The sequence below is a fragment of the Kosakonia pseudosacchari genome, assembly GCF_015167415.1.
Taxonomy (GTDB): Bacteria; Pseudomonadota; Gammaproteobacteria; order Enterobacterales; family Enterobacteriaceae; genus Kosakonia; species Kosakonia pseudosacchari.
Map to the genome: position 1 here is coordinate 2,924,202 of NZ_CP063425.1, position 23,499 is coordinate 2,947,700.

The following is a 23,499-nucleotide window of genomic DNA, read 5'->3' on the forward strand; positions in this document are numbered from 1 at the left end:
ATACCTTCTTAACTAAATCAGGCGGCTGTGTGCGCCATACGATGTTCACGATTCAATCCCTGCAACGCTGATACGTCAACAATCAGCGCAACGCTACCATCCCCAAGGATAGTGGCAGCAGAAATGCCCGGCACTTTGCGATAGTTGCTTTCCAGGTTTTTCACCACCACTTGATGCTGACCAATCAGTTGATCAACCAGCAATGCATAGCGACGACCCGCGCTTTGCAGGATAACGACAATCCCCTGCGTGGCCTCGGTTTTCGCGCCCATAACGTCAAAGACTTTCCACAGTTCAACCAGCGGCAGGTATTCACCGCGCACTTCCAGCACGCGCTCACCACCAGCCAGCGGATGCAGATCTTCTTCACGCGGTTGCAGCGATTCCATTACCGCGTTCAACGGCAGGATAAAGACTTCGTTGTTCACTTTTACTGACATGCCGTCGAGGATCGCCAGCGTCAGCGGCAGCAGGATACGAATGGTCGTGCCGGTGCCCTGCTTCGATTTGATTTCAACGTGGCCGCCCATCTCCTGGATGTTACGTTTCACCACGTCCATCCCCACGCCACGGCCGGAAACGTCGGTCACCTGCTCTGCGGTGGAGAAGCCCGGCGCGAAAATCAGCATGCCCACTTCTTCATCGGTCATGTTCTCGTTCACGGCCATCCCCTGCGAAATCGCTTTCGCCAGGATACGTTCACGGTTCAGGCCGGCACCATCGTCAGTCACTTCAATACAGATGTTCCCGCCCTGGTGTTCCGCCGAAAGGATCAGGTTGCCGATAGGCGACTTCCCTGCTTCCACACGTTTTTCCGGCGTTTCGATACCGTGGTCGAGGCTGTTACGCACCAGGTGCGTTAACGGGTCAATAATGCGTTCGATCAAGCTCTTATCAAGTTCGGTCGAGCTGCCCTGCAGCGTCAGTTCCACTTGTTTATCCAGCTTGCTCGCCAGATCGCGAACCAGGCGCGGGAAACGGCTGAAGACGTATTCCATCGGCATCATACGGATGGACATCACCGATTCCTGCAGGTCGCGGGCGTTACGTTGCAACTGGCTCATACTGGTTATCAGGTCACCGTGCGTCACCGGATCCAGTTCGTTAGAGCGCTGCGCCAGCATGGACTGGGTGATAACCAGTTCGCCTACCAGGTTGATCAACTGGTCAACTTTTTCAACCGCAACACGGATACTGGTCGATTCACTGGCGCGGGCTGCCGGTTTTTCACGGCCTGCCGGTTGCTCTTTCGCCACCGCTTTCAGCGCAGGTGCCGCAGCCGCCTGCACCGCCGGGACAGCCGCTGCTGCCGGCGCTTCAGCCACTTCAGCCGGGGCTTCAACCACAGCGTCTGTTGCCGCGGGCGCTGGAGCCGCTTTTTCGAAAGCGATTTGATCCGCTTCGATAACAAAGCACAGCACCGCGATAATGTCGTCTTCGCTCACGCCGCCGTCGATAGTCACGCTCAGGGTATCTTTCCCCTTCACGACATCGCTCAGCGTGCCGAGGTTGCCCAGCTCTTCTTCGAGTAAGTCAACTTCGCTCTCTTTCAGGCGAGAAAGGACAATTCGCAGTTTGCCGTCGTTTTCAGCGGCGGGCGCTGTCACATCAGCTGCCAGTGCGGTCTCTACAACAGAGAGTTTTGCCCCATTCGCAGCGGCAGGAACGACCTCTCCTTTTGCTTCCAGCGCCAGCTGGCGCAGGGCATTGCAGATGTATTCGAAGCTTGCGGCATCTGGCTCTGACGAGCTTTTATAGGCATCGAGCTGTTCCTGCATAATATCTTTGGTTTCCAAAAACAGGTTGATAATGTCGGTGTTGAGCTGCATCTCGCCACGCCGAGCCTCATCAAGCAGGTTCTCCATCAGGTGGGTTGTTTCCTGCAAGATGGTAAAGCCAAATGTACCCGCGCCGCCTTTAATAGAGTGTGCAGCACGGAAGATGGCGTTGAGCTGTTCTGAATCCGGCGCTTCCGGCACCAGGTCCAATAAATGTTGTTCCATATCGGCCAACAGTTCGTCGGCCTCATCAAAGAATGTCTGGTAAAAATCACTAATATCCATGCTCACGCTATCACCTCGGATTGGCTTGTGGCGACGTAGGAACTGCTGCCGGAGACGAGGCTGCTGGCGCGGGTGCTGCCGCTGCCGCTGGCTCTGGCTGTGTAATCGCGCTTATTGGCGCACTCTGACTTTCGGCGTTCTCATGCAGAATGGCCGCTTCTGCTTGTTTGTTCAGCACCAAAAGACTAATTCGGCGGTTGATGGCTTCATCCGGGCCGCGGTCGACCAGGCGCATGGTTGCCGCCATGCCAACAACGCGCATCACCTTGCCATCATCCAGGCCACCGGCAACCAGCTCACGGCGCGACGCGTTAGCGCGATCGGCGGAAAGCTCCCAGTTGCTGTACCCTTTATCGCCGTTAGCGTAAGGGGCATCGTCGGTGTGACCGGAGAGGCTCACTTTGTTCGGGATACCATTCAGTACTGGCGCAATCGCCCGTAAAATATCGCGCATATAAGGTTCGACTTCCGCGCTGCCGGTTTTAAACATCGGCCGGTTCTGGCTATCGATAATCTGTATGCGCAACCCTTCCTGTACCAGGTCGATTTTCAAATGCGGGCGCAAGGCGCGCAATTTGGGATCGGCTTCAATTAACTGGTCCAGATCGCCGCGCAATTTACTCAAGCGCGACTGCTCCATGCGTTTTTTCAGGTCGTCAATATTGGGCTGTTTTTGTACTTCGCCCTGTTGCTGTGTGTAGTCATCGCCACCGCCCGGAATGGGGCTGTCGCTATTCGAAATTCTCGGCCCACCCGTGACCGCAGTTGCCAGCGGCGTGCGGAAATACTCCGCAATCTGGATAAGCTCTTTCGGGCTGGAGATGGAGATAAGCCACATCACCAGGAAAAACGCCATCATCGCCGTCATAAAGTCGGCATAGGCAATTTTCCAGGAGCCGTGTCCGCCGCCGCCATGGCCTTTATGTTTTTTTCGTCTAACTACGACGATCGGATGGGACTGGTTTTTCATGCGTCCTCAGTCGTCGTCTGTTGGTTAGGGTTTCTGACCGCACGAACATGTTCGTCCAGTTCGATAAACGACGGGCGCTCGCTGGAGTACAGTGTTTTACGACCAAACTCAACCGCGATTGGCGGTGCGTAACCGTTCAGGTTCGACAGCAGGGTTATCTTCACGCACTGCATCATTTTGGCAGTTTCCGCACTCTTCTGGCGAAGTACGCTTGCCAGCGGAGAGATAAAACCATATGCCAACAAGATACCGAGGAAAGTTCCCACCATCGCATGCGCAATCAGCGCACCCAACTCCGCCGCCGGACGATCCGCCGAGGCCAGCGCATGTACCACCCCCATTACCGCCGCCACGATACCGAACGCCGGCAGGGAGTCACCGACCGCCGCGAGGGCGTTGGCTGGCACTTCCGCTTCACTTTCGTGGGTTTCAATTTCTTCATCCATCAGCGCTTCAATCTCGAAGGTGTTCATGTTGCCGCTGATGATAAGACGCAGATAATCCACGATAAATTCAAGCATCGTCGCATCCGCGAGAATGCGCGGGTAGCTGGCGAAAATCTCGCTCTCTTTCGGGTTTTCGATATCCCGTTCCAGCGAGAACATCCCTTGCTGGCGTGATTTCGCCATCAGGCGATACAGCAGCGCCAGCAAGTCCATATACATACTTTTGGTGTATTTAGAACGGCGAAACAGCAGCGGCAACGCTTTCATGGTGCCTTTGATAGCTTTCCCATTGTTGCCCACGATGAATGCACCCACACCTGCCCCGCCGATGATAATCAGTTCAGAGGGTTGATACAGTGCCCCAAGGTGACCGCCGGTCATCATATAACCGCCTAAAACTGCACCAAGAACAACCAGGTAACCTAATACGATAAGCACGACATCATCCTTCTGCTAATGACTAAGGCTCGGGATAAACATTTCAAAGGGTTAACGCGAGTGACAGGCAAAAAAAAGCAGCGGCATAACTGCACCGCTGCTGGAGTGTTTCCACCTGTATTCGGTTAAACAGCCTGATCGATCTGTTCATCCAGCAGTTGTGGAATAATATCGGCAGCTTCCTGGGAAAGTTTACGTCTTTTTACCGCGCGAGACGGCGGCTGGCATAAACTGCAGGCAAAGCTACCAACAGGCTGATGTGCGTGCGTAATAAAATTACCACCACAGCAATTGCAGCGAGACAACTCCAGCATTCCGCTTTCCACGAAACGAACCAGCGTCCAGGCGCGGGTCAGCGCCAGTAGCGGTCCTTCCTCAGCATGAGGGCATTGTTCGAGGTAAAGTCGGTATGCTTTGATGACTGCGTCAACGCCACTGCAAAGGCCTGTTTTTAACAAAAATTGCCATGCGTTACAGAACATAGACGCGTGGATGTTTTGTTCCCAGGTCATAAACCAGTCGGTGGAGAATGGCAGCATACCTTTCGGCGGCGGGCTACCACGCAACTCTTTGTAGAGTTTGATAAGACGACCGCGGCTAAGCTGCGTCTCACTCTCCAACATTTGTAAACGCGCACCCAGCGTAATCAGTTCCATTGCTAACTGAATATCGCGTGCTTCCTGAACAATGCTTTTTTCGCTCATCGTTATGCCCTTTTCTTCCGGGCCGCGTCGCCAGTCTGTGAAGACTCATTCAGCAGGCGGGTTGAAAGTAAAATCCCGGTGTGAACTTGCTGTAAATCGTCCACGCGTGACTCTTGGGTCAGACGAGTGATGGTCTGATGATTGTCAAAACGGAACTGGCAAATCAGCTGATTGGTTTCAGCCAACTTCACCATTTGCGGAAGGGTTAACTCAACCAGTGTGGTCGCCATCTCTTCATTAATACCAAGACGGAACATGGCGGACGCTTTGTCCTGGCTGATCAAACGCTGAGCAAGAAGTAAATACGACAAATTAATGTCATAAACATGTTTCAGCAACTCGGATGTATGCATTTTTCCCATCCCGAATAACCAACTTGTATCTTATGCGGCTGAGCCGCACCCCGTGATGTCGCCGGGAAAAACCCGGTATAAAAAAGAAAAGGCTAAATGCATAACTGACTAGGATCTTGCGATAAGGCGCTTCGCTCAAATGTTAATTGCCTTACAACGTTCTTAATCATTTCTTACAAAGAACTAAGATTTTTCCTAATTCGACGCAACTGTACTCGTAGGTGCTGCCACATACAATCTGACCAGTGCGGAAATTTGAAATTTTTGTGATCCACGTCACATAATTTACGCGAATATTGACAATAAATCTATCAGTCTCGCTTGTGAATTGATGTTTTTTTGCTCGATCACCCCCCTTTTCTATTCCAATTGTCCGAATAGGCATGCAAAACGCGCTCTTACCCACGCTAACTGGTCGGAGGATTAGGATGCTGCCCTATTTACATTTGACAATATGTATCTATTTAAGAAACAAATATAAAAAGTTATATAAAACAATAAATTATGCTTTAAGCGATCTTAATTAATCACCCGAAGTAACCATTGCACTTTTGTTAATCATTATGATTGATAATTTAACAATTCGATCATAAATTCTCTTAATTTTAGTTAAGCTTTTAAAATCGGTTAAGGTGATTAAAGCGCGACCATATCGTTACGTAAGAATAATTAATGAATATTTATGATAACCTTCACATCCCTGCCATATTCACAGGTTGCACTGGTTTAAGAATCGGAGTAATGGTGAAAAAAATTTGATTCAATCGGGGAGTAAAAATGGCTTATGCACATCTTTTGGTCGCCGTAGCCGTTACGCCAGAGAGCCAACAGTTGCTGGCAAAAGCGGTTGATATCGCCCGCCCTTCCAGTGCCCGTATCACATTGATTACCTTAGCCGCTGACCCGGAACTGTATAACCAGCTTGCCGCACCGATGATGGAAAATGTCCGTGAGGTGTTGCAGGAAGAGACGCAACAGTTTTTGGATGAGCTGGTGCGCAACGCGAATTATCCCATCGAACAGGCGCTGATCGCCTCTGGCGAACTGAGTAAGCATATCCTGCATACTTGCCGCACCCAGGATGTCGATTTAGTGGTGTGTGGTAATCACAATCAGACGTTCTTCTCGCGCGCTGTCTGCTCGGCGAAAAGCATTGTCCAGGCCAGTGAAGTTGATGTGCTGTTAGTGCCGTTAAGCGCGTAAAACGCCCCCGCCAGAGCGGGAGCGTTCGTTACCTCAGGCTAGCTTTTGAAAGGTCGCCACTTTGTTTTGTAGCTGGCTTTGTGCGCTACGTGGCGTGATGCGCTTTAAATCGCTGATAAACCTCTGCTGCCAGCGATGGATATCATTCTCCTTGATGACGTTGAGCATCTCCGCATGACGCGAAATACGCTCCGCCAGCGGCATCCTTAATGCCTTGTCCATCGCCGCCGCGACATCATCGCGATCGTAAGGGTTAACGATCAGCGCCGATGTCAGCTCGTTCGCCGCACCGGCAAACTGCGAAAGAATTAACACCCCGGGGTTTTCGGGATCCTGGGCTGCCACATACTCTTTCGCCACCAGGTTCATCCCGTCACGCAGCGGCGTCACCAGCCCGACTTCCGCATAGCGGAACACCTTCATCAATACTTTACGGTCAAAATGCTGGTTGAGGTAATACAGCGGCGTCCAGCCGAGCTGACCGTATTTACCGTTAATACGACCGGCTTCAGTTTCCAGTTGATGACGAATATCCTGGTAGGCCTGCACTTCGCCACGCGAGGTGGGCGCTATCTGCGTATAACGGATCTTACCGTGGTGCTGAGGGAACTTCTCAAGCAGCGTTTCATACGCCAGGAAGCGTTCCGGCAAGCCTTTGGAGTAATCCAGACGCTCTACCGAGAAAATGTTTTTCACATTCTTCAGTTCATTTTTCAACTGCGCCAGCTTAGGCGGCAGCGGCCCTGCGGCTTGTTGCGCGATTTCTTGCGGCTCAATACCGATGGGGTAGACTTCGGTGCGGAAATTTTTGCCCCAGGCAATATGCTCTTTGCCACCACGCGTAGTGAGCCTTGTTTGCATCGACAAGCTATCAAGGAAGGCCAGACGATCGCTTTCCGTCTGGAAGCCCAGCAGGTCGTAATCACACAGCTGCTCAAGCAACTCGGCGTGCGGCGGCAAGGCGTTGAAAATTTCCGGGGTCGGGAAAGGAATATGCAGGAAGAAGCCGATCTGGTTATTGACGCCGCGCTTACGCAGCTCGCTGGCGAACGGCAACAGGTGGTAATCATGGATCCACAAAATATCGTCGTCTTTTATCAGCGGCAACAGCTTATCTGCCAGCAGCGCGTTGACATCCTGGTAACCCTCCCAGGCCTCGCGCTGGAACTTCACCAGGTCCAGACGATAGTGGAAAGCGGGCCACAGCACCGCGTTAGAAAATTGCGAATAATACTGCTCGTAATGATCTTCGCTGAGGTTAAAAGAGGCCCAGGTTATATTCCCTTTGGTGACCTTTTTTAGCGGTTGATCCTCGTCCCCGATCTCCCCGCTCCAGCCAAACCACAGCCCACCGGTCGCTTTTAGCGCCCCAAGGATCCCTACAGCCAGCCCGCCAGCGCTGGATTTTTTATCGTCAGGCGGAGCAATACGATTAGATACTACGACTAAGCGACTCATAGCCATCTCTCCTGTTTGTTAGCGCCCGTTGTTCTTGTTGTTGATGGTCGACAAGTTTTTCAAGCCATTGATAGACATCATTCACGCCAGCCAGACGCCACTTTGCCTGTGTTGCGCCCGGGCCGACTTTTATCGATATACCGCCAAGTTTGTTAACGGCTTTAAACCCATGTTCGTCAGTCAGATCGTCGCCAAGAAACACCGGTTTCTTGCCGAGAAAGGGTGGCGTTTGCATAAACGCGTCAATAGCGGCGCCTTTATGAATGCCAGAGGGTTTCAGCTCGACCACACATTTTCCCGGCTGCATTGCCAGCTGCGGGTAGTGTTTGACAAGTGTTTTTGCCAGGGCAAAAACCGCCTCTTCATGCTGCGGCGCCTGGCGATAATGCAGTGCAAATGCCATCCCTTTGGTTTCAAGTTCCACGCCGGTTAGCGGCGCAATACCATGCCGGAGTTCACGTTCCAGCGGTTGCAAAACCGCTTCCGGTAAAGTCATTCGTTCGGTTCGACCATTGATATCGCGGCGCTCCGCCCCATGTACCCCGGCCAGCGGGAAACGATACGGTTTGGCGAGCTGTTCCAGCTCAGCAATTGAACGCCCTGAAATCAATGCCAACGCCCTGTCATTTAGCTCAGCAAGCAATGAAAGTCTGGTCAGCACATCTTCAGGGATAAAAACATCATCCGGGTGCGGTTTGATATCCGCAAGGGTGCCATCCAAATCGAAAAAAAAGGCAAAATTTCCGGAAATGAGAGGCGGTATAGCTAGTGCGTCTTCCACCCTGGTTTCCTCCTTACAGTGTCAGATGAGAGCCGTTTTTCATTAACGTCTCATTATCATTAGCCATGTAAGTATAGACAGTGTGACGCTGCTCGCCATTTTTAACATGACTTACCAGCCGGATTAGCGGCTGGTAAGGTCTGGAGTTACACTATAAGGTTGTGTGCAAAATTTAAGCAAAAAGCATCAAACCGTGCGTTTGGCCTTTTGTTTGTAGCGGTCGAAAATCACCGCCGCCAGCAAGATCAAGCCGCGCACAACGTATTGCGAGAAGGGAGAGATATTCAGCAGGTTCATGGCGTTTTCCACGGTCCCCAGAATCAAAATCCCGGCCACAACGTAGGAAATTTTACCGATGCCACCCTTCAGCGACACGCCACCCAGCACACAGGCTGAAATGACAATCAGCTCATAACCGATCGAGGTCATTGGCTGGCCGCTGGTCATACGTGAAGCAAGAATAATCCCCGCCGCCGCTGACACAAGGCCTGAGAGCACAAAGATAATAATCTTGGTTCTGACTACCGGCACACCCGCCAGCCTCGCCGCCTCTTCGTTACCGCCAATCGCCAGCGTATTGCGACCAAAGGTGGTTTTATTAAGCAGGAAGCCAAAAATAATCAGGCAGCCGACCGTCAGCCAGATAGGCGCAGGCAGGCCAAGCCAGTTGGCATAACCGAGTGTGAAGAAGCGCTCATCTTCGATCCCCACCGCTTTACCATCAGAGATGATATAGGCCAAACCGCGCACGATCTGCATGGTCGCAAGCGTGGTGATCAGGGCGTTGATTTTCAAACGTGCAATGACAAAGCCGTTAATAAAGCCGCTCACCACGCCGAGCAGTAACCCGGCAAATACCCCGATCCACAGGCTTTCGCTGAGGTTGATCACCACCGCCGTGGTCACCCCGGCGCAGGCAATCACAGACGCCACAGAGAGGTCGAAATCGCCGGAGGCCAGGCAAAAAAGCATGCCGCAGGCCACCATGCCGGACATGGAGATCGCCAGCCCCAGCCCTTTCATATTGACGAAAGAGGCAAAGTTCGGCACGAAAACAGCGCAACCAATGAACAGGACGGCGAACACCACCAGCATGCCGAACTGATCCCAGATGCGCCCGAAGCTGAACGCCGACTTCGGCGCGCGGGACGTAGTTAAAGATGACATCGTATTCTCCTCACTCAGGCGACAGCCTGACTCACTTTCGGCATCGCAAGGCTCAGCGCCTGCTGTTCATCGCCCTGACCGTGTAACAACTCACCGGCTATTTCGCCTTCACGCATCACCACAATACGGTCGGCGACGCCGAGGACTTCCGGCAAATCACTGGAAGCAAACAGCACCGCCACACCACGTGCCGCCAGCGCATAAATCACGTTGTAGATTTCGTGTTTCGCCCCGACGTCAATCCCACGCGTAGGCTCATCAAGCAGGATCACCTTCATCTCTTCCGACAACCAGCGGCCAAGAATGGCTTTCTGCTGGTTACCGCCGGAAAGATTCATAATCAGCTGATCCGCACTCGGCGTTTTGATATTGAGCGAGCGAATGTGGTGCTCGGCGTTTTCGCTCTCCCAGCCATTATTGATGAGACACCCTGCGCGAATGTATTTGCGCCGGGCGCTGATGTTGATGTTCTCCTGCACCGAATGCACCGGAATAATGCCTTCGGCTTTGCGATCCTCCGGGCACAACATCATGCCAGCACGAATAGCGTGAGCAGGTTTGTGAATATCGACCTGCTCGCCATCGATAAACACCTGCCCTTCGGTGATCTGTGTTCCGCCAAACAGCCCTTTCATCAACTCGCTGCGACCGGCACCGACCAACCCAAACAGGCCGACAATTTCCCCGCTGCGTACACTCAGGCTAATCGGCGTACGTACGCCCGGCGCTTTCACCTGCTCCAGGCGCAGACGTTGCTCGCCATATTCGCGCGGCTGCCAGCCGTAAATATCGCCCAGCTCGCGCCCTACCATCGCCTGCACTAGCTGGTCATGATTGACCTGCTGCATATCAGTAAAGGTGCGCACATAGCGACCATCTTTGAACACCGTAATGGCGTCGCTGAGGGCAAATATCTCTTCCATGCGATGCGAGACATAAAGGATGACACGCCCCTCTTTACGCAGCTCGCGGATCACGCGAAACAGGTTGTCGATCTCACGCGCAGAAAGGGAACTGGTTGGCTCATCGAAGGCGATAATTTTGGCGTTACGCGCCAGCGCCTTGGCAATTTCCACCATCTGCCATTGACCAATGGAGAGGTATTTCAGCGGCGTTTGTGGGTCGATATCCAGCCCCAGATGTTGAAGCTGCAAACCCGCTTCATAGTTGAGCAGGGAGCGGTTCACAATGCCGCTTTTATGCGGCAACTGGCCCAGGTAGATGTTCTCGGCGACGGTCATTTCCGGCACCAGATGCAGCTCCTGGTAAATAATGGCCACCCCGGCATTGAGCGCGGCGGTCGTATCGGCAAAGGAGACCTCTTCTCCTTTTATTGCCAGCGTACCGGTTGTCGGCGCGTAGTTGCCGCTGAGGATTTTAAGTAGCGTTGATTTACCGGCACCGTTCTCGCCCATCAAGGCGTGAACCTGCCCGGCGTAACAATCAAAACTGATCTCGCTGAGCGCTTTCACACCGGGGAATGTCTTGCCGATGCCGCGAAACGAGAGGTAAGGAGTAGACTGTTGCATAACGTCTCCGCAAAACAGTTCATTGTACGTCTGGCTCCCCGCTTATGCGGGGAGCGCAACCAACAGAGAATTACAGTCCTTTTTTCGCCAGCTCTTCTTTGAAGTTATCGCGGGTGATCAACACCACATCCGTAACGGCGGTGAATTTTGGCGGTTCTGCGCCTTTGGTCACCCAGTTGTACAGCATCTCACTGGTTTTATAGCCATGAACGTCCGGGCTTGGCAGCAGGGAACCGAAGAAGCCTGTAGCCTGCGCTTTGGACAGCTCGCTTACTGCATCTACGCCGTTAATGCCGATACCGATAACGTCCGCCGCTTTAAAGCCCTGCCCTTCCGTGGCACGCACGCCGCCAAGCACGGTGTTGTCATTCATGCCCAGCACCAGCCAGTGTTTCACTTCCGGATGCTGTACCAGCAGGGAGTTACCGGCATCAAACGCACCGGGGATATCGTTCGATTTTGTCGGCACCTGATAGATCTGTTTTTCCGGGAAACCGGCTTTTTTCAGCGCATCCATGGAGCCCGTGGTACGGCGGCGAGCGGTATCCAGCTCGTTAGCGGTAATCGCCATCACGCCGGTCTGTTTCACATCCCAGCCGCGTTTTTGCATCTCTTTATAAAGCTCTTGCCCCTGGCGTGCACCGATCTCGCTTGCCGCCATCATGACCAGCGGCACAGAGGTCATCGGCTCGCCTTTCGCATTGACGAACTGGTCATCGACAGTGATGACTTTCATGTCGTAGCCACGGGCTTTAGCAACAATTGCCGACCCCAGTTTCGGGTCAGGCGTACAGATAACAAAGCCTTTCGCGCCGCTGGCCGCCAGGCTATCAATGGCGTTCAGGGTTTTCTCACCGTCGGGAACGGCGATTTTGATCACTTCAAAACCTAAATCTTTGCCTGCCTTGTCGGCGAACCGCCACTCGGTCTGGAACCATGGTTCTTCCGGCTGTTTAACCAGAAATCCGAGCTTCATGGTTTCAGCGATAGCGGATTGTGACATAACGGCAGCCAGGCCGATGGCCGCCAACGCTTTAGTGAATTTGTGCATGGTAAACTCCAGCTTTAGCATTCTTTTATGTAGGGAAAACAACTCATAAGTTTTTTTAAAAGTTCATAAAACAAGGCATTAGAGTCCATACGCCTCTGGAGCTCTGTGCTGAAAATAGTTTTAGCGGGAAATTGATTCTCCATAGGAGAGCGGCATCACACGGCAGAATTACAGTAATTCCGTACATAAATTCAGCGATTTATCACATAAAATCAGCCGATTTTGTCTGACAAATAAGAAGGGTAAAAGCAGGATAATCCATAACATCAGCCAGCTTATCCTTGTGCCCGGATACAGGGCGCATCCGGGCGGAAAAATCACCAGCTATAGTAGATATGCTCGGCGTGATCTCGCGCCGCAGTTTCGTTCCCTTGCAGGCGCGCGGCTATCGTTAAGGCAAAATCAAAAGCCAGCCCCAGACCTTTGCCGCTGATCAGGTTGCCATCTTCCACGACCGGCGCATCAACATATTCGCCGTCGCGTACGTTTTCATATAAATCACCGGAGCAAACATAGCGGCGGCCTTTCAGTAAGCCGTTCGCGCCCAGCACGCGCGCGGCGGCCGAACAGATTGGGCAAATGAATTTGCCCGCCGCGTCATGATGTTCAACAAATTGCAGCACCGCCGGGTTGGCGGCGAGGTTGACACTGCCCTGCGGACCGCCGGGCAGCACGATGGCGTCATACAGCGTCTGCTGCCGCTCGGCTAGCGTGCTGTCTGCCACCATGGGGATATTGTGATAACTGACCACTGCGCGAGATTCCGCACAAGCCAGCGTTTCGACCTCAATCTGCAAGCGGCGCAAAATATCAATGGTGATAATCGCTTCCGCTTCTTCAAAACCGGGCGCTAACAACACCGCCACTTTTTTCATTCCCGACTCCTTTTGTGCAAGGTTGGTTGAATTCAGTGGCGTTATTGTTGATCAAAACAACGTTTCAAAATCCCCGCTGCGTCACAGACCGGCAGGCGTAAAACAGCAAGAATAAAATCAGTGCGCTTCGCCCTGCGGGGTGAATTTCAGTTCAATCAAGGCAATGGCTTTTTGGATAGCGCGGCGCGTCACCGGATCGGCGGCTGCCGGATGGGTGGAAAAATCGATGCTTTTTAACTGGTTCGCCATTTTCTCACGCACTTCAACCGGCGCGATAACGTCAATAACATCGAGGATTTGTTTAATAACCAGCTGACAGGCTACGACATCAGAGACCAGTTCCTGGTCAGCAGAAAGATTTTGCGACATATGAAGCTCCTTTACTAAAGGGCGTCATAGTAGCGGGAAACGTCTGGCAAGAGTAGTTTTGTCCCATCTGCCACTGTGTTGCGGGCATAAAAAAACCTGCTCGCGGCAGGTTTTTTATTATCAGAACATCGCGCCTGGCGGTACGTCTTTGAAAGTCTTGCAATAGGTTTCAAACATATGCTTCAGGATTTTACGCAGTTTCATCTGTTACTCCGGCGATTTGTTATGCAGGTGTTACGTCTCAATGCGCATATAATATGACCTCAATCACAAAAAGCAAGTTCAATGTGATGGAAATCACGTTTCAAAAATCAAAAATGCGGTAGCTTTGTTAAAAATCCAATTATAAATCCTGCAGTTAGCGCGCTAAAATATTTTTTAGCATCCTCAATTATTTTTGCAAATGGCAGCCCCACAATGCGTGAAAGCACCCTTTCGCGAAAGACTGGAGGTCTTTCTCCCGCTGCGCTACTGGTAGCCGGCGCTTTCTTTATGGAGTTTATCGACGGCACGGTAATCGCCACGGCGTTGCCGGATATGGCGAAAACCTTTGGCGTGGAAGCCGTCGCGCTCAATATTGGTATTAGTGCCTATTTGATAACGCTGGCCGTGCTGATCCCCGCCAGCGGCTGGATTGCCGATCGCTTTGGCGCGCGCAATGTCTTCTCGCTGGCGCTGGCTATTTTTACCCTCGCCTCGGTGCTTTGCGGGCTTTCAACCAGCGTTGATATGTTTGTCTCGATGCGCATTTTACAGGGCATCGGCGGTGCGTTAATGGTGCCGGTCGGCCGCCTTGCGGTGTTGCGCACCACACCGAAACATCAGCTCATTACCGCTATTGCCACGCTGACCTGGCCCGCGCTGGTCGCCCCCATTATCGGTCCGCCGCTCGGCGGTTTTATTACCCACTATGCCGACTGGCGCTGGATCTTCTTTATTAATGTGCCGCTGGGCCTGCTGGCGATTGCGCTGGCATTACGCATTATCCCCAATATCCGTGAGGAGGAACGCCGTCCATTCGACTTGCCGGGTTTTATTGCCACGTCTGTGGCGATGATAAGCCTGGTGTACGCCATGGAGGCACTGGGTTCTGAACATCCGCAAGGCGCACTAACGTTAGGTTTGCTGACGCTCGGCGCGATAACACTTGCTTTTACCCTGCGCCATTTCCAGCGCGCAACATGGCCAATGATCCGCCTCGACGCCATGAAAGTGCCGACATTTCGCGTAACCATGTACGGCGGTTCACTGTTTCGCTCCTCCATCAGTGCAGTTCCGTTTCTGTTGCCGCTGCTGTTTCAGGTCGGATTCGGCATGGATCCGTTCCATGCAGGGTTGTTAGTGCTGGCGGTGTTTGCCGGGAATCTTTCCATCAAGCCGGCAACCACACCGCTTATCCGCTGGCTGGGTTTCAAAAAGCTACTGTTAATCAATGGCGCGCTCAATGTGCTGGCGCTGTTGGCCTGCGCATTATTGACGTCACACACACCGGTGTGGCTGACATTTGTGATCCTTTATCTCGGCGGCGTATTCCGTTCGGTGCAGTTCACCGGCATCAGCACGCTGGCGTTTGCCGATGTACCGTCGCCGCAAATGAGTTATGCCAACACGTTATTCAGCACGGCAACACAATTAGCGGTGGGCTTAGGTATTACGCTGGGCGCAATTGGTATTCGCATTGGTGAGCATGTCAGCAGGTGGTTACATCTCACCGCCATTGAGGGGATCAACTTTCGACTGGCGTTCGTTTTTATTGCCCTGATTTGCCTGGTGGGCATGATTGATACGCTGCGGCTAACAAAGGATGCGGGTAGCGCCGTATCACGTAAACAGAAAGCCTGATGCAGGAACGGAAAAAGAAAAAAGCCGCAACAGACGTTGCGGCTTTTTATTATCAGGCAAGGACTTCGCGAACGAAGGCTTCAATCTCTTTATTCTGGCAGTTTTCAAAGAAGCACTTCTGGAAACGTTCACCAGAAACGGCGGTTTTCACCAGCTCACGGTCGATAGCACGCAGCGTATCGAGATAGTTCTCTTTTACCACTGCCGCTTTGACCTGGTTCAGAATCCCGGCATTGCGCACCTGCGGTTCTTTGCGCTCCGGCGGATACCCTTCCCCTTTGCGACCAGTAAAGGCTTTTTCAAAGATAAAGCGCACGTTCAGTTCTGCACCCCAGCCAAAACCTTTCGCGAACGGGAGCGCCAGTGCGTTACCGTTGTTGATCTGCGCGAACAGGAAAGCATCCGCCGGATCGATACAGTAACCGCACACCACACCCGGGTGGATATTCAGTGACATCAGCGCGCCCTGGCCAGTGCCACAGCCGGTTACCACGAAATCCACAGCTTTGGCATTCAGCAAAATACTGGCCATAATACCAAGGTGGATATAGGTCAGATGGTGGTCGTTCTCATCGCTCATCCCGACGTTAAATACCGGGAAATCTTTCTCATCGGCAACCGTCTTCAGCTCTTTGAGGATGATGGCGTTTTTCGCCGCCTGGCTGTTTTCCATCATCAGTGCAATTTTCATTTCAGATCTCCTGTGACATGCTTCGGATAGCAAAGGTTGGGTAAACCTTACTACCTGACAAACATACTTTCAAATTTAATGAAAAATGGTTTTAAAAATCAGAAGCGGGCTCACAGTTTTTACTCTTCGCGCAGTGCCGTCGCGATTAGTAGAGGCTGTTCGGCGGGTTATTCTGTCGATTGCCTGCAAATCAACGCGATAAGATGAGATCATGCCAAAATGAAACAGAGTGATTTCATGAAGAGAATAGTTGTAGCCGCCTCGCTGCTCCTGCTCGCGGGATGCACGATGACGAAACAAGCGGAAGTCAGTAGTGTGGATACCATCAGCGGTCTGGTACGCCTGAGCTATAACCAGTCGATGATGCAAACTGCAAAATACGACACCTACACCGCGCAGGGAACAGCTAATAAACAGTGTCAGCAGATGGGTTACGCTACCGCAGTGCCTTACGGTCAGCCGGTGCAAACCTGTAGCCTGATTAGCGGCTCGGTCTGTATGAATACCAAAGTAACTATTCAGTACCAGTGCCGTGGCGTGGCTTTTACGCAAACCAAACCGACCTGGTAAATTCTTAAGCCAGTATAATTTTACTGGCTTATCTTTTTATTAAAAATAAAAACAATTCTCATTTATTTAATTAATCTCCGGCAATGCGTGTTATTCTCATTCTCTTCTTAATACATTTATTTTTTATTTTACCTTTTGCAAATAATTAAATAACAAATTATAGTGAGCGCTCCTTTCGCCTGATAATTATATTGATGGAGCCGCGCCATGTTAAAAGCAGAGATGATCGAAAAATTAAATGAACAAATGAATCTGGAACTGTTTTCTTCTCTGCTTTATCAGCAGATGAGCGCCTGGTGCAGCTACCATAGTTTTGAAGGTGCTGCCGCGTTTCTGCGCCGCCACGCGCAGGAAGAGATGACGCATATGCAGCGTCTGTTTGATTACCTGACTGACACCGGCAGCCTGCCACGTATCAATACCATTGAATCGCCGGTGGCGGATTATGCTTCGCTCGATGTTCTGTTCCGTGCAACGTACGAACATGAGCAACTGATTACCCAGAAAATTAACGAACTGGCGCATGTGGCGATGACCACGCAGGATTATCCAACGTTTAATTTCCTGCAATGGTATGTGGCGGAACAGCATGAAGAAGAAAAACTGTTTAAATCAGTGATTGATAAATTAACACTGGCCGGTAAAAGCGGTGAAGGTCTCTATTTCATCGATAAAGAACTGGCGACACTGGACACACAAAACTAATATTACGGGCGGTAAAGAAGATTCTTTACCGCCTTTTTATTAATGCCTGCAGATTTTACTTTCGTGAGTAGAAAACCCCTCTTCCGCCGGAATAAACTTTCCGCGAGACGCCAGAAACGCGACCAGCTCAGCCGCCGTCATTCCTTCCGCTGAGCAGGTATGAAAACGCGCTGCTTCGCCAAACCGATGAATAATTGCCGCCGTCAGACTCTCGTTTGAATAACGCTCGCCTGTTTCAATCATCATATTCAACACTTCATGGCCGTGAATGGATGTCATAGTTCCTCCCCGAAAAAGATGCATCATAAACTCAACATTTGCAGCGGACGTTGCGCTAAAACAGGTTTACATGCATCCGGCACAGCTGGTACAACGCCAGTCCTGCTTATTCACGGCATGGTAGAAGTAGCGATAATTTACCGTTTCCAGCGGGATGCCGTTTGCGTAAAACAGATCGGTCAGCCAGTCGACGTTGTGAATAATCCACTCATCTTCCGGCAAGCCCTGAGCGAAGGTTTCATCATCCGGGTCAATGATCGAATAGATTGCCCACGTCCCCATATCTTTTTCCTGGCGAGACTCTGGCAATGTTATCTCTGCCCCTTGCCAGCTAATTTCCCAGTGACCGTGACAAAGAAGGTTGCCGCTGCGTGACCATCGTGCTGTAAAGGGATTAGTACCCGGCATTGCCAACCCTCAATATTTTTGAAACTTTATAATATTTTTTAAGTTACATGGGATTGTGGCCTAAAAACATCCTCCTGATGAAGTAGGCAAAACCGACAATTTCTCTGTGCAGGCGCCCTAAAAAAACATCGTAAAGAAATAAATACAGTGCATGTAACGGTTGTTTGACGAAATCACTGAATTGTCTTACTCTGCGCCGCATCTTGAGCTGGCAGTGCGTTTTATTACAGAGGAAAGCGTGAAGAATCGAACACTTGGTAGTGTTTTTATCGTCGCCGGAACAACCATCGGTGCAGGAATGCTGGCAATGCCGCTGGCTGCGGCAGGCGTAGGTTTTGCAACCACTTTTGTTTTGCTTTTCACTTTATGGGCAGTGATGTGTTACACCGCCCTTCTGCTGCTGGAGGTTTATCAGCATGTTCCGGCAGATACCGGGCTTGGATCGCTCGCCCGGCGTTATCTGGGGAAGTATGGTCAGTGGGTGACAGGCTTTAGCATGATGTTTTTGATGTATGCGCTGACGGCAGCATATATCAGCGGCGCAGGTGAATTGCTGGCCGCAAGCATCAGCGCGTGGCTTAACATTTCGCTTTCGCCCACGACGGGTGTGTTGCTATTCACCCTTGTTGCCGGTGGCGTTGTATGTGCAGGGACTTCCCTGGTCGATCTGTTTAACCGTTTTCTGTTCAGCGCCAAGCTCTTGTTCCTGGTCGTGATGCTGGCGCTGCTGATGCCACATATCCATAAGGCTAATTTGCTGACCATGCCGCTGGAAAAAGGTCTGGCGCTGTCTGCCATTCCGGTCATTTTTACCTCGTTTGGTTTTCACGGCAGCGTTCCAAGCATCGTCAGTTATATGGGTGGAAATATTCGTAAACTGCGCGGCGTGTTTATTACCGGCAGCGCCATCCCGCTGGTGGCCTATATTTTCTGGCAACTGGCGACGCTTGGCAGTATTGATTCCCCGACTTTTATCGGGCTGCTGGCCAGCCAGGCCGGGCTTAACGGTCTGTTGCAGGCATTACGTGAAGTGGTGGCGTCGCCACATGTTGAGTTAGCGGTACATCTGTTTGCCGACCTGGCGCTTGCAACCTCTTTCCTCGGCGTATCGCTCGGTCTGTTTGATTACCTGGCCGATTTGTTCCAGCGGCGCAACAATGTCGTCGGGCGCTTACAGACAGGCGCTATCACGTTTCTGCCACCGCTGGCGTTCGCGCTATTTTATCCGCGTGGCTTCGTAATGGCGTTGGGCTATGCCGGCGTTGCGCTTTCCGTGCTGGCGCTGTTGTTGCCTTCAATGCTGGCATGGCAAAGCCGTAAGCATCATCCGCAAAGCGGTTATCGTGTACCCGGCGGCAAACCGGTGCTGTGTCTGATTTTTGCCTGCGGTATCGCGATTATTGTTATTCAGTTCTCTATCGTCGCCGGGCTATTGCCGGAAGTCGGTTAATCACCGCCATCAGGTGTGAGTCTGTTCAATGTACGTGCTCGCACCGCTCTTCCCCCTCGTTGATGGGTCTGCCACTGGTTCGTTCTCCACGCCGTTTTTGCAGAAAATTGCTGTCGTACAAATACGGTGCAGCTTCCTCGCACCAGCAAATTCACGAACCAGGTTACCGCTTCGAAAGTAACGCGAAATGAAAGTGGGAAATTTCAGGGCATGAAAACGTATCGCCAACGGTGAGATACAAGCGCAAGGTTTCAGTCTTTTCGATGACTGGAGTGTACTAATGCCTCTTTTACAGGGCGTACAGGACGAAACCGAATGGTGAAATACGGCGAGGGCGAAAAACAGGCATAAAAAAACCGCCTTGGAGGGCGGTTTCACGACACTGCTTATCATTGATTTTATTCTTGTTTTCCCATGGTACCCGGAGCGGGACTTGAACCCGCACAGCGCGAACGCCGAGGGATTTTAAATCCCTTGTGTCTACCGATTCCACCATCCGGGCTCGGGAAGGAAATTGGAGGCGCGTTCCGGAGTCGAACCGGACTAGACGGATTTGCAATCCGCTACATAACCGCTTTGCTAACGCGCCTGAATACTACAGGTTTTTCAACCCGCACCCGCTAATATAGCCGATGCATTAAACTGGAGCGGGAAACGAGACTCGAACTCGCGACCCCGACCTTGGCAAGGTCGTGCTCTACCAACTGAGCTATTCCCGCATAATCAAGATTTGTTGTAATGTCTTGATTTTACAATCATCTGGCGAGCTACGCCGCCTTCCGATGCGTTGCATTCTACTTACCTGACGCACTGAGTCAACGATATTTTTCAAAACCCGGATCGTTTGCTGAAAATTGCGACGAAACGATCACGGTTCAAGCAGATCGCCACGCGCAGCGTTGAGATATTGCAGCATTGACCACAGCGTTAACACTGCGGCAACGAAAAACAGCGCGATTCCGGCATATTCAACCCAGATATTCGGACGCCAGAGGAGCCATACCAGCGCAACCATCTGCGACGTGGTTTTGACTTTACCAATCCACGAAACGGCCACGCGGCTGCGCTTACCCATTTCCGCCATCCATTCACGCAGCGCAGAAATAATGATCTCGCGCGCGATCATCGTTGCCGCAGGCAGCGTCACCCACCAGCTGTGGTAGTGTTCTGCAACCAGCACCATCGCAATCGCGACCAGCACTTTATCAGCAACAGGATCAAGAAAGGCACCAAAACGGGTACTTTGATTCCAGCGACGCGCCAGAAAACCGTCAAACCAGTCGGTCACCGCAGCACAACAGAAAATCAGCGCACAAACAAACGGCGCCCACGGAAAGGGAAGATAAAACGCCAGCACAAAAAACGGGATCAGGATGACGCGAAATAGGGTGAGCAACGTAGGGATATTAAATCGCATAGTGGCGTTAACTGTCTGTTGTCCGTAAATATTCGCTCTATGGTGCTACAGAGCCCTTAATGTTTCAACGAGTAGTAGATCTTTTCTGCCAGTCCTTGCGAGATGCCCGGCACTTTTGAGATTTCATCAATACTTGCATTGAGTAAACCTTGTAAACCGCCCATGTACTTTAACAACATCTGACGTCGCTTTGGCCCGACGCCTTCAATGGTTTCCAGGGAACTGGTGTTTTTCACCTTCGCGCGTTTTTTGCGGTGTCCGCTGATGGCATGATCGTGTGACTCATCGCGAATATGCTGGATAACATGCAGCGCAGGTGAATCCGGCGGCAGGCTAAACCCCTCACCTTCCGGCTCAAAGAACAACGTTTCCAGACCGGCTTTGCGATCGGCGCCTTTCGCTACACCCAGCAGCAAAGGTTTATTTTTATCCCACGCCACATCCAGTTCGGCAAAAACGGCTTTCGCCTGCCCTAACTGCCCTTTACCACCATCAATAAGGATCACATCAGGGATTTTGCTCTCTTCGATCGCTTTACCGTAGCGGCGACGCAGCACCTGATTCATCGCCGCGTAATCATCACCCGGCGTGATTCCGCTAATGTTGTAACGTCGATACTCCGCCCGCAACGGGCCATTGGCATCAAATACCACGCATGAGGCCACCGTTTGCTCCCCCATCGTGTGGCTGATATCGAAACACTCCATACGCTTCACTTCCGGCAACTCCAGCACGCTGGCCAGCGCAGCAAGCCGCTGGTGAACCGTAGACTGCTGAGAAAGTTTGGTTGCCAGCGCCGTGGCGGCGTTGGTACGCGCCAGCTTAAGGTAACGCGCACGATCGCCGCGCGGTTTGGTTTGCACATTCACCCGTCGGCCTGCGAGTTCGGAAAGCGAGTCGCTCAGGAGCGTTTTATCGCTCAAGTTGAAATCGAGCAAAATTTCACCCGGCAAGGTACGCATCTGGCTACCCTGCAAATAGAACTGGCCAACAAAGGTCTCCACGACTTCGCCAAGCTCGGTGCCGCCCGGCACTTTCGGGAAATAGCTGCGACTGCCAAGCACTTTACCCTGACGGATAAAAAGCACATGTACGCAGGCCATTCCGGCATCAAAAGCCACGCCAATAACGTCCAAATCGTCGCCAGTATTAGAAACAAACTGTTTTTCCGTCACGCGGCGTACGGCCTGAATCTGGTCGCGGACACGCGCCGCTTCTTCAAACTCCAGCGCCTGGCTGGCTTTTTCCATGCGCGCGATAAGCTGAGTCAGTACCTGGTCATCTTTGCCGGCAAGAAAGAGGCGCACGTAGTCAACCTGCTGCGCATACTCCTCCTCGCTGACCAACCCGGCGACACAGGGCCCAAGGCAACGACCAATCTGGTATTGCAGGCAAGGGCGTGAACGGTTGCGATAGACGCTGTTCTCACACTGGCGAACAGGGAAAATTTTCTGCAGCAGCGCCAGCGTCTCGCGCACGGCATAGCCATTCGGAAAAGGCCCGAAGTACTCCCCTTTCGCATGCTTCGCGCCGCGGTGCATGGAAAGACGAGGATGCGTATCGCCGCTGAGAAAAATAAACGGGTAGGATTTATCGTCACGTAACAACACGTTATACCGGGGCTGGTAGAGCTTAATGTAGTTATGCTCAAGCAACAGCGCTTCGGTTTCCGTATGGGTAACGGTGACATCAATCTGCTGGATCTGTGCAACCAGCGCTTCCGTTTTACGTGAGGCAAGGTTGCTGCGAAAATAGCTGGAAAGCCGTTTTTTCAGGTCTTTCGCTTTACCGACATAGATAACAGTTCCACCGGCATCATACATACGATAGACGCCGGGTTTACTGGTAACCGTTTTGAGAAATGCTTTCGAATCAAAAACTTCAGTCACTGACTTATTAACGTCTCCGCATTGCACAACCCGTGGCGAATAGCGAGGTGCGTCAGTTCGACGTCGCCGTGAATGTTCAATTTGCTGAACATACGATAGCGGTAGCTATTCACCGTTTTTGGGCTCAGATGTAGCTGTTCTGAGATCTCATTGACCTTCTGGCCTTTGGTGATCATCAGCATAATCTGCAATTCACGTTCAGACAAACTGTCGAACGGCGAGTCCGTTTTTTCGGGTTCGATTTGGCTGAGCGCCATTTGCTGAGCAATGTCAGAAGCGATATAGCGCTGGCCAGACTGCACGGAGCGGATAGCGTTCACCATTTCCTGCGGCGCGGCGCCTTTGCTGAGGTATCCTGCTGCACCTGCCTGCATCACTTTCGCGGGCAGTGGGTTTTCAGTGTGGACAGTAAGCATAATCACTTTGGTATCAGCGCTACCACGCGCGATTTTCCGCGTCGCTTCGAGGCCGCCGATACCGGGCATGTTCATATCCATCAGAACGACGTCAACCGTATTGGCGCGACACCATTTAATGGCATCTTCCCCGCAGTTGACCTCGCCGATAACTTTTATGCCCTTAATGTCTTCAAGAATGCGTCGTATCCCTGCGCGCACCAGTTCATGGTCATCAACAAGTAGTACGTTGATCAATGGAGTATCTCCGAAATAGGGATAACGCGACAAAAACCTTATTCAACGTATATTAACTTTTTTTCATCTAACAGTGAAAGGTTAAAAAACCCGTAACTTTCGATTTTGTTCGCGTTTTTGGAAATTAAGTTATACAGCGTCTGGAAAGTTTCGCGATCTTTTTAAGCGCAGCGCTAAAAAAGTTTTAG

At 51.7% G+C, this 23,499-nt stretch carries 24 protein-coding genes and 3 tRNA genes; 5 read left to right on the forward strand and 22 right to left on the reverse strand.

Going from position 1 to position 23,499, the window contains the following annotated elements; translation table 11 throughout:
• Window positions 1-17 precede the first annotated feature (17 nt).
• The 5 genes from cheA to flhD form a co-directional block, all read right to left on the reverse strand.
• On the reverse strand, window positions 18-2,069 hold the full coding sequence (cheA, locus tag IP581_RS13760) for a chemotaxis protein CheA (protein ID WP_193820633.1): 2,052 nt from the start codon (window positions 2,067-2,069) through the stop codon (window positions 18-20).
• Window positions 2,070-2,073: 4 nt separating this feature from the next.
• The gene (motB, locus tag IP581_RS13765; protein WP_086874038.1) at window positions 2,074-3,033 is read right to left on the reverse strand and encodes a flagellar motor protein MotB; all 960 of its coding nucleotides are present in this window, start codon (window positions 3,031-3,033) and stop codon (window positions 2,074-2,076) included.
• On the reverse strand, window positions 3,030-3,917 hold the full coding sequence (gene motA, locus IP581_RS13770; protein ID WP_097399544.1) for a flagellar motor stator protein MotA: 888 nt from the start codon (window positions 3,915-3,917) through the stop codon (window positions 3,030-3,032). Before motA ends, motB begins: the two co-directional genes overlap by 4 nt.
• Before the next feature lie 125 nt (window positions 3,918-4,042).
• A complete protein-coding gene (flhC, locus tag IP581_RS13775; RefSeq protein ID WP_086874036.1) occupies window positions 4,043-4,621 on the reverse strand; it encodes a flagellar transcriptional regulator FlhC in 579 nt (192 codons plus the stop codon).
• A 2-nt stretch (window positions 4,622-4,623) separates the two neighbouring features.
• Window positions 4,624-4,974 carry a flagellar transcriptional regulator FlhD gene (gene flhD / locus IP581_RS13780; protein WP_017458320.1) on the reverse strand — a complete coding sequence of 117 codons (351 nt, stop codon included), beginning with the start codon at window positions 4,972-4,974 and terminating at the stop codon, window positions 4,624-4,626.
• A gap of 777 nt (window positions 4,975-5,751) precedes the next feature.
• Here flhD and uspC point away from each other — a divergent pair.
• Complete coding sequence (uspC, locus tag IP581_RS13785) at window positions 5,752-6,177, forward strand: universal stress protein UspC (RefSeq protein WP_020454153.1); 426 nt, start codon at window positions 5,752-5,754, stop codon at window positions 6,175-6,177.
• Between the two features lie 33 nt (window positions 6,178-6,210).
• Here uspC and otsA read toward each other — a convergent pair whose 3' ends face one another.
• From otsA to azuC, 8 genes are all read right to left on the reverse strand, one after another.
• The gene (otsA, locus tag IP581_RS13790) at window positions 6,211-7,635 is read right to left on the reverse strand and encodes an alpha,alpha-trehalose-phosphate synthase (RefSeq protein ID WP_193820634.1); all 1,425 of its coding nucleotides are present in this window, start codon (window positions 7,633-7,635) and stop codon (window positions 6,211-6,213) included.
• Window positions 7,610-8,416 (reverse strand): trehalose-phosphatase, encoded by an 807-nt coding sequence (otsB, locus tag IP581_RS13795; protein ID WP_097399543.1) that lies wholly within the window; start codon window positions 8,414-8,416, stop codon window positions 7,610-7,612. Before otsB ends, otsA begins: the two co-directional genes overlap by 26 nt.
• A gap of 186 nt (window positions 8,417-8,602) precedes the next feature.
• Window positions 8,603-9,583 carry an L-arabinose ABC transporter permease AraH gene (gene araH, locus IP581_RS13800; RefSeq protein WP_017458324.1) on the reverse strand — a complete coding sequence of 327 codons (981 nt, stop codon included), beginning with the start codon at window positions 9,581-9,583 and terminating at the stop codon, window positions 8,603-8,605.
• A gap of 14 nt (window positions 9,584-9,597) precedes the next feature.
• Window positions 9,598-11,112 (reverse strand): L-arabinose ABC transporter ATP-binding protein AraG, encoded by a 1,515-nt coding sequence (araG, locus tag IP581_RS13805; RefSeq protein ID WP_086874033.1) that lies wholly within the window; start codon window positions 11,110-11,112, stop codon window positions 9,598-9,600.
• A gap of 70 nt (window positions 11,113-11,182) precedes the next feature.
• Window positions 11,183-12,163 carry an arabinose ABC transporter substrate-binding protein gene (locus IP581_RS13810; protein ID WP_017458326.1) on the reverse strand — a complete coding sequence of 327 codons (981 nt, stop codon included), beginning with the start codon at window positions 12,161-12,163 and terminating at the stop codon, window positions 11,183-11,185.
• Window positions 12,164-12,480: 317 nt separating this feature from the next.
• Window positions 12,481-13,038 carry a DJ-1 family glyoxalase III gene (locus tag IP581_RS13815; protein ID WP_193820635.1) on the reverse strand — a complete coding sequence of 186 codons (558 nt, stop codon included), beginning with the start codon at window positions 13,036-13,038 and terminating at the stop codon, window positions 12,481-12,483.
• Window positions 13,039-13,155: 117 nt separating this feature from the next.
• Complete coding sequence (locus IP581_RS13820; protein ID WP_017458328.1) at window positions 13,156-13,407, reverse strand: DUF2766 family protein; 252 nt, start codon at window positions 13,405-13,407, stop codon at window positions 13,156-13,158.
• 120 nt (window positions 13,408-13,527) lie between these two features.
• Window positions 13,528-13,611: a stress response protein AzuC gene (gene azuC, locus IP581_RS13825; RefSeq protein ID WP_017458329.1), complete on the reverse strand. Its 84-nt coding sequence runs from the start codon at window positions 13,609-13,611 to the stop codon at window positions 13,528-13,530.
• A gap of 213 nt (window positions 13,612-13,824) precedes the next feature.
• On the opposite strand from azuC, the gene IP581_RS13830 reads away from it, so the two are divergent.
• Window positions 13,825-15,249, forward strand: a complete 1,425-nt coding sequence (locus tag IP581_RS13830; RefSeq protein ID WP_193820636.1) for an MFS transporter — start codon at window positions 13,825-13,827, stop codon at window positions 15,247-15,249.
• Window positions 15,250-15,301: 52 nt separating this feature from the next.
• Here IP581_RS13830 and IP581_RS13835 read toward each other — a convergent pair whose 3' ends face one another.
• Window positions 15,302-15,940: an RpiB/LacA/LacB family sugar-phosphate isomerase gene (locus tag IP581_RS13835; protein ID WP_017458331.1), complete on the reverse strand. Its 639-nt coding sequence runs from the start codon at window positions 15,938-15,940 to the stop codon at window positions 15,302-15,304.
• Window positions 15,941-16,177: 237 nt separating this feature from the next.
• Between IP581_RS13835 and yecR the strand changes: the two genes are divergently transcribed.
• Window positions 16,178-16,510 (forward strand): YecR family lipoprotein, encoded by a 333-nt coding sequence (gene yecR, locus IP581_RS13840; RefSeq protein ID WP_025263568.1) that lies wholly within the window; start codon window positions 16,178-16,180, stop codon window positions 16,508-16,510.
• A 207-nt stretch (window positions 16,511-16,717) separates the two neighbouring features.
• Window positions 16,718-17,215 (forward strand): non-heme ferritin, encoded by a 498-nt coding sequence (gene ftnA / locus IP581_RS13845; protein ID WP_017458333.1) that lies wholly within the window; start codon window positions 16,718-16,720, stop codon window positions 17,213-17,215.
• Window positions 17,216-17,254: 39 nt separating this feature from the next.
• Here the strand turns inward: ftnA and IP581_RS13850 are convergent, their stop codons facing one another.
• Both IP581_RS13850 and IP581_RS13855 read right to left on the reverse strand, forming a co-directional pair.
• Window positions 17,255-17,494, reverse strand: coding sequence for a YecH family metal-binding protein (locus IP581_RS13850; protein ID WP_086874031.1), 240 nt, complete (start codon window positions 17,492-17,494; stop codon window positions 17,255-17,257).
• Between the two features lie 66 nt (window positions 17,495-17,560).
• Entirely contained in the window at window positions 17,561-17,902 is a 342-nt protein-coding gene (locus tag IP581_RS13855; protein WP_193820637.1) for a hypothetical protein, read from the reverse strand.
• Between the two features lie 238 nt (window positions 17,903-18,140).
• Between IP581_RS13855 and tyrP the strand changes: the two genes are divergently transcribed.
• Window positions 18,141-19,352 carry a tyrosine transporter TyrP gene (gene tyrP, locus IP581_RS13860; RefSeq protein ID WP_193820638.1) on the forward strand — a complete coding sequence of 404 codons (1,212 nt, stop codon included), beginning with the start codon at window positions 18,141-18,143 and terminating at the stop codon, window positions 19,350-19,352.
• 415 nt (window positions 19,353-19,767) lie between these two features.
• Here tyrP and IP581_RS13865 read toward each other — a convergent pair.
• The 6 genes from IP581_RS13865 to uvrY form a co-directional block, all read right to left on the reverse strand.
• Window positions 19,768-19,854: transfer RNA gene (locus IP581_RS13865), tRNA-Leu, on the reverse strand.
• 13 nt (window positions 19,855-19,867) lie between these two features.
• Window positions 19,868-19,941, reverse strand: a tRNA-Cys gene (locus IP581_RS13870).
• A gap of 54 nt (window positions 19,942-19,995) precedes the next feature.
• Window positions 19,996-20,071, reverse strand: a tRNA-Gly gene (locus tag IP581_RS13875).
• A gap of 149 nt (window positions 20,072-20,220) precedes the next feature.
• The gene (pgsA, locus tag IP581_RS13880; protein ID WP_017458337.1) at window positions 20,221-20,769 is read right to left on the reverse strand and encodes a CDP-diacylglycerol--glycerol-3-phosphate 3-phosphatidyltransferase; all 549 of its coding nucleotides are present in this window, start codon (window positions 20,767-20,769) and stop codon (window positions 20,221-20,223) included.
• Window positions 20,770-20,825: 56 nt separating this feature from the next.
• On the reverse strand, window positions 20,826-22,658 hold the full coding sequence (gene uvrC / locus IP581_RS13885) for an excinuclease ABC subunit UvrC (RefSeq protein ID WP_086873992.1): 1,833 nt from the start codon (window positions 22,656-22,658) through the stop codon (window positions 20,826-20,828).
• On the reverse strand, window positions 22,655-23,311 hold the full coding sequence (gene uvrY / locus IP581_RS13890) for a UvrY/SirA/GacA family response regulator transcription factor (protein WP_017458339.1): 657 nt from the start codon (window positions 23,309-23,311) through the stop codon (window positions 22,655-22,657). Before uvrY ends, uvrC begins: the two co-directional genes overlap by 4 nt.
• Window positions 23,312-23,499 lie beyond the last annotated feature (188 nt).

Coding starts and splice junctions, on each gene's coding strand:
- IP581_RS13820 (WP_017458328.1), bottom strand. CDS start 13,407: ATGTCGCAAAATCTTTCTGCTGACCAGGAACTGGTCTCTGATGTCGTA.
- IP581_RS13855 (WP_193820637.1), bottom strand. CDS start 17,902: ATGCCGGGTACTAATCCCTTTACAGCACGATGGTCACGCAGCGGCAAC.
- yecR (WP_025263568.1), top strand. CDS start 16,178: ATGAAGAGAATAGTTGTAGCCGCCTCGCTGCTCCTGCTCGCGGGATGC.
- IP581_RS13835 (WP_017458331.1), bottom strand. CDS start 15,940: ATGAAAATTGCACTGATGATGGAAAACAGCCAGGCGGCGAAAAACGCC.
- pgsA (WP_017458337.1), bottom strand. CDS start 20,769: ATGCGATTTAATATCCCTACGTTGCTCACCCTATTTCGCGTCATCCTG.
- azuC (WP_017458329.1), bottom strand. CDS start 13,611: ATGAAACTGCGTAAAATCCTGAAGCATATGTTTGAAACCTATTGCAAG.
- motB (WP_086874038.1), bottom strand. CDS start 3,033: ATGAAAAACCAGTCCCATCCGATCGTCGTAGTTAGACGAAAAAAACAT.
- IP581_RS13850 (WP_086874031.1), bottom strand. CDS start 17,494: ATGACATCCATTCACGGCCATGAAGTGTTGAATATGATGATTGAAACA.
- ftnA (WP_017458333.1), top strand. CDS start 16,718: ATGTTAAAAGCAGAGATGATCGAAAAATTAAATGAACAAATGAATCTG.
- IP581_RS13830 (WP_193820636.1), top strand. CDS start 13,825: ATGCGTGAAAGCACCCTTTCGCGAAAGACTGGAGGTCTTTCTCCCGCT.
- araH (WP_017458324.1), bottom strand. CDS start 9,583: ATGTCATCTTTAACTACGTCCCGCGCGCCGAAGTCGGCGTTCAGCTTC.
- flhD (WP_017458320.1), bottom strand. CDS start 4,974: ATGCATACATCCGAGTTGCTGAAACATGTTTATGACATTAATTTGTCG.
- flhC (WP_086874036.1), bottom strand. CDS start 4,621: ATGAGCGAAAAAAGCATTGTTCAGGAAGCACGCGATATTCAGTTAGCA.
- otsA (WP_193820634.1), bottom strand. CDS start 7,635: ATGAGTCGCTTAGTCGTAGTATCTAATCGTATTGCTCCGCCTGACGAT.
- IP581_RS13810 (WP_017458326.1), bottom strand. CDS start 12,163: ATGCACAAATTCACTAAAGCGTTGGCGGCCATCGGCCTGGCTGCCGTT.
- uspC (WP_020454153.1), top strand. CDS start 5,752: ATGGCTTATGCACATCTTTTGGTCGCCGTAGCCGTTACGCCAGAGAGC.
- IP581_RS13815 (WP_193820635.1), bottom strand. CDS start 13,038: ATGAAAAAAGTGGCGGTGTTGTTAGCGCCCGGTTTTGAAGAAGCGGAA.
- araG (WP_086874033.1), bottom strand. CDS start 11,112: ATGCAACAGTCTACTCCTTACCTCTCGTTTCGCGGCATCGGCAAGACA.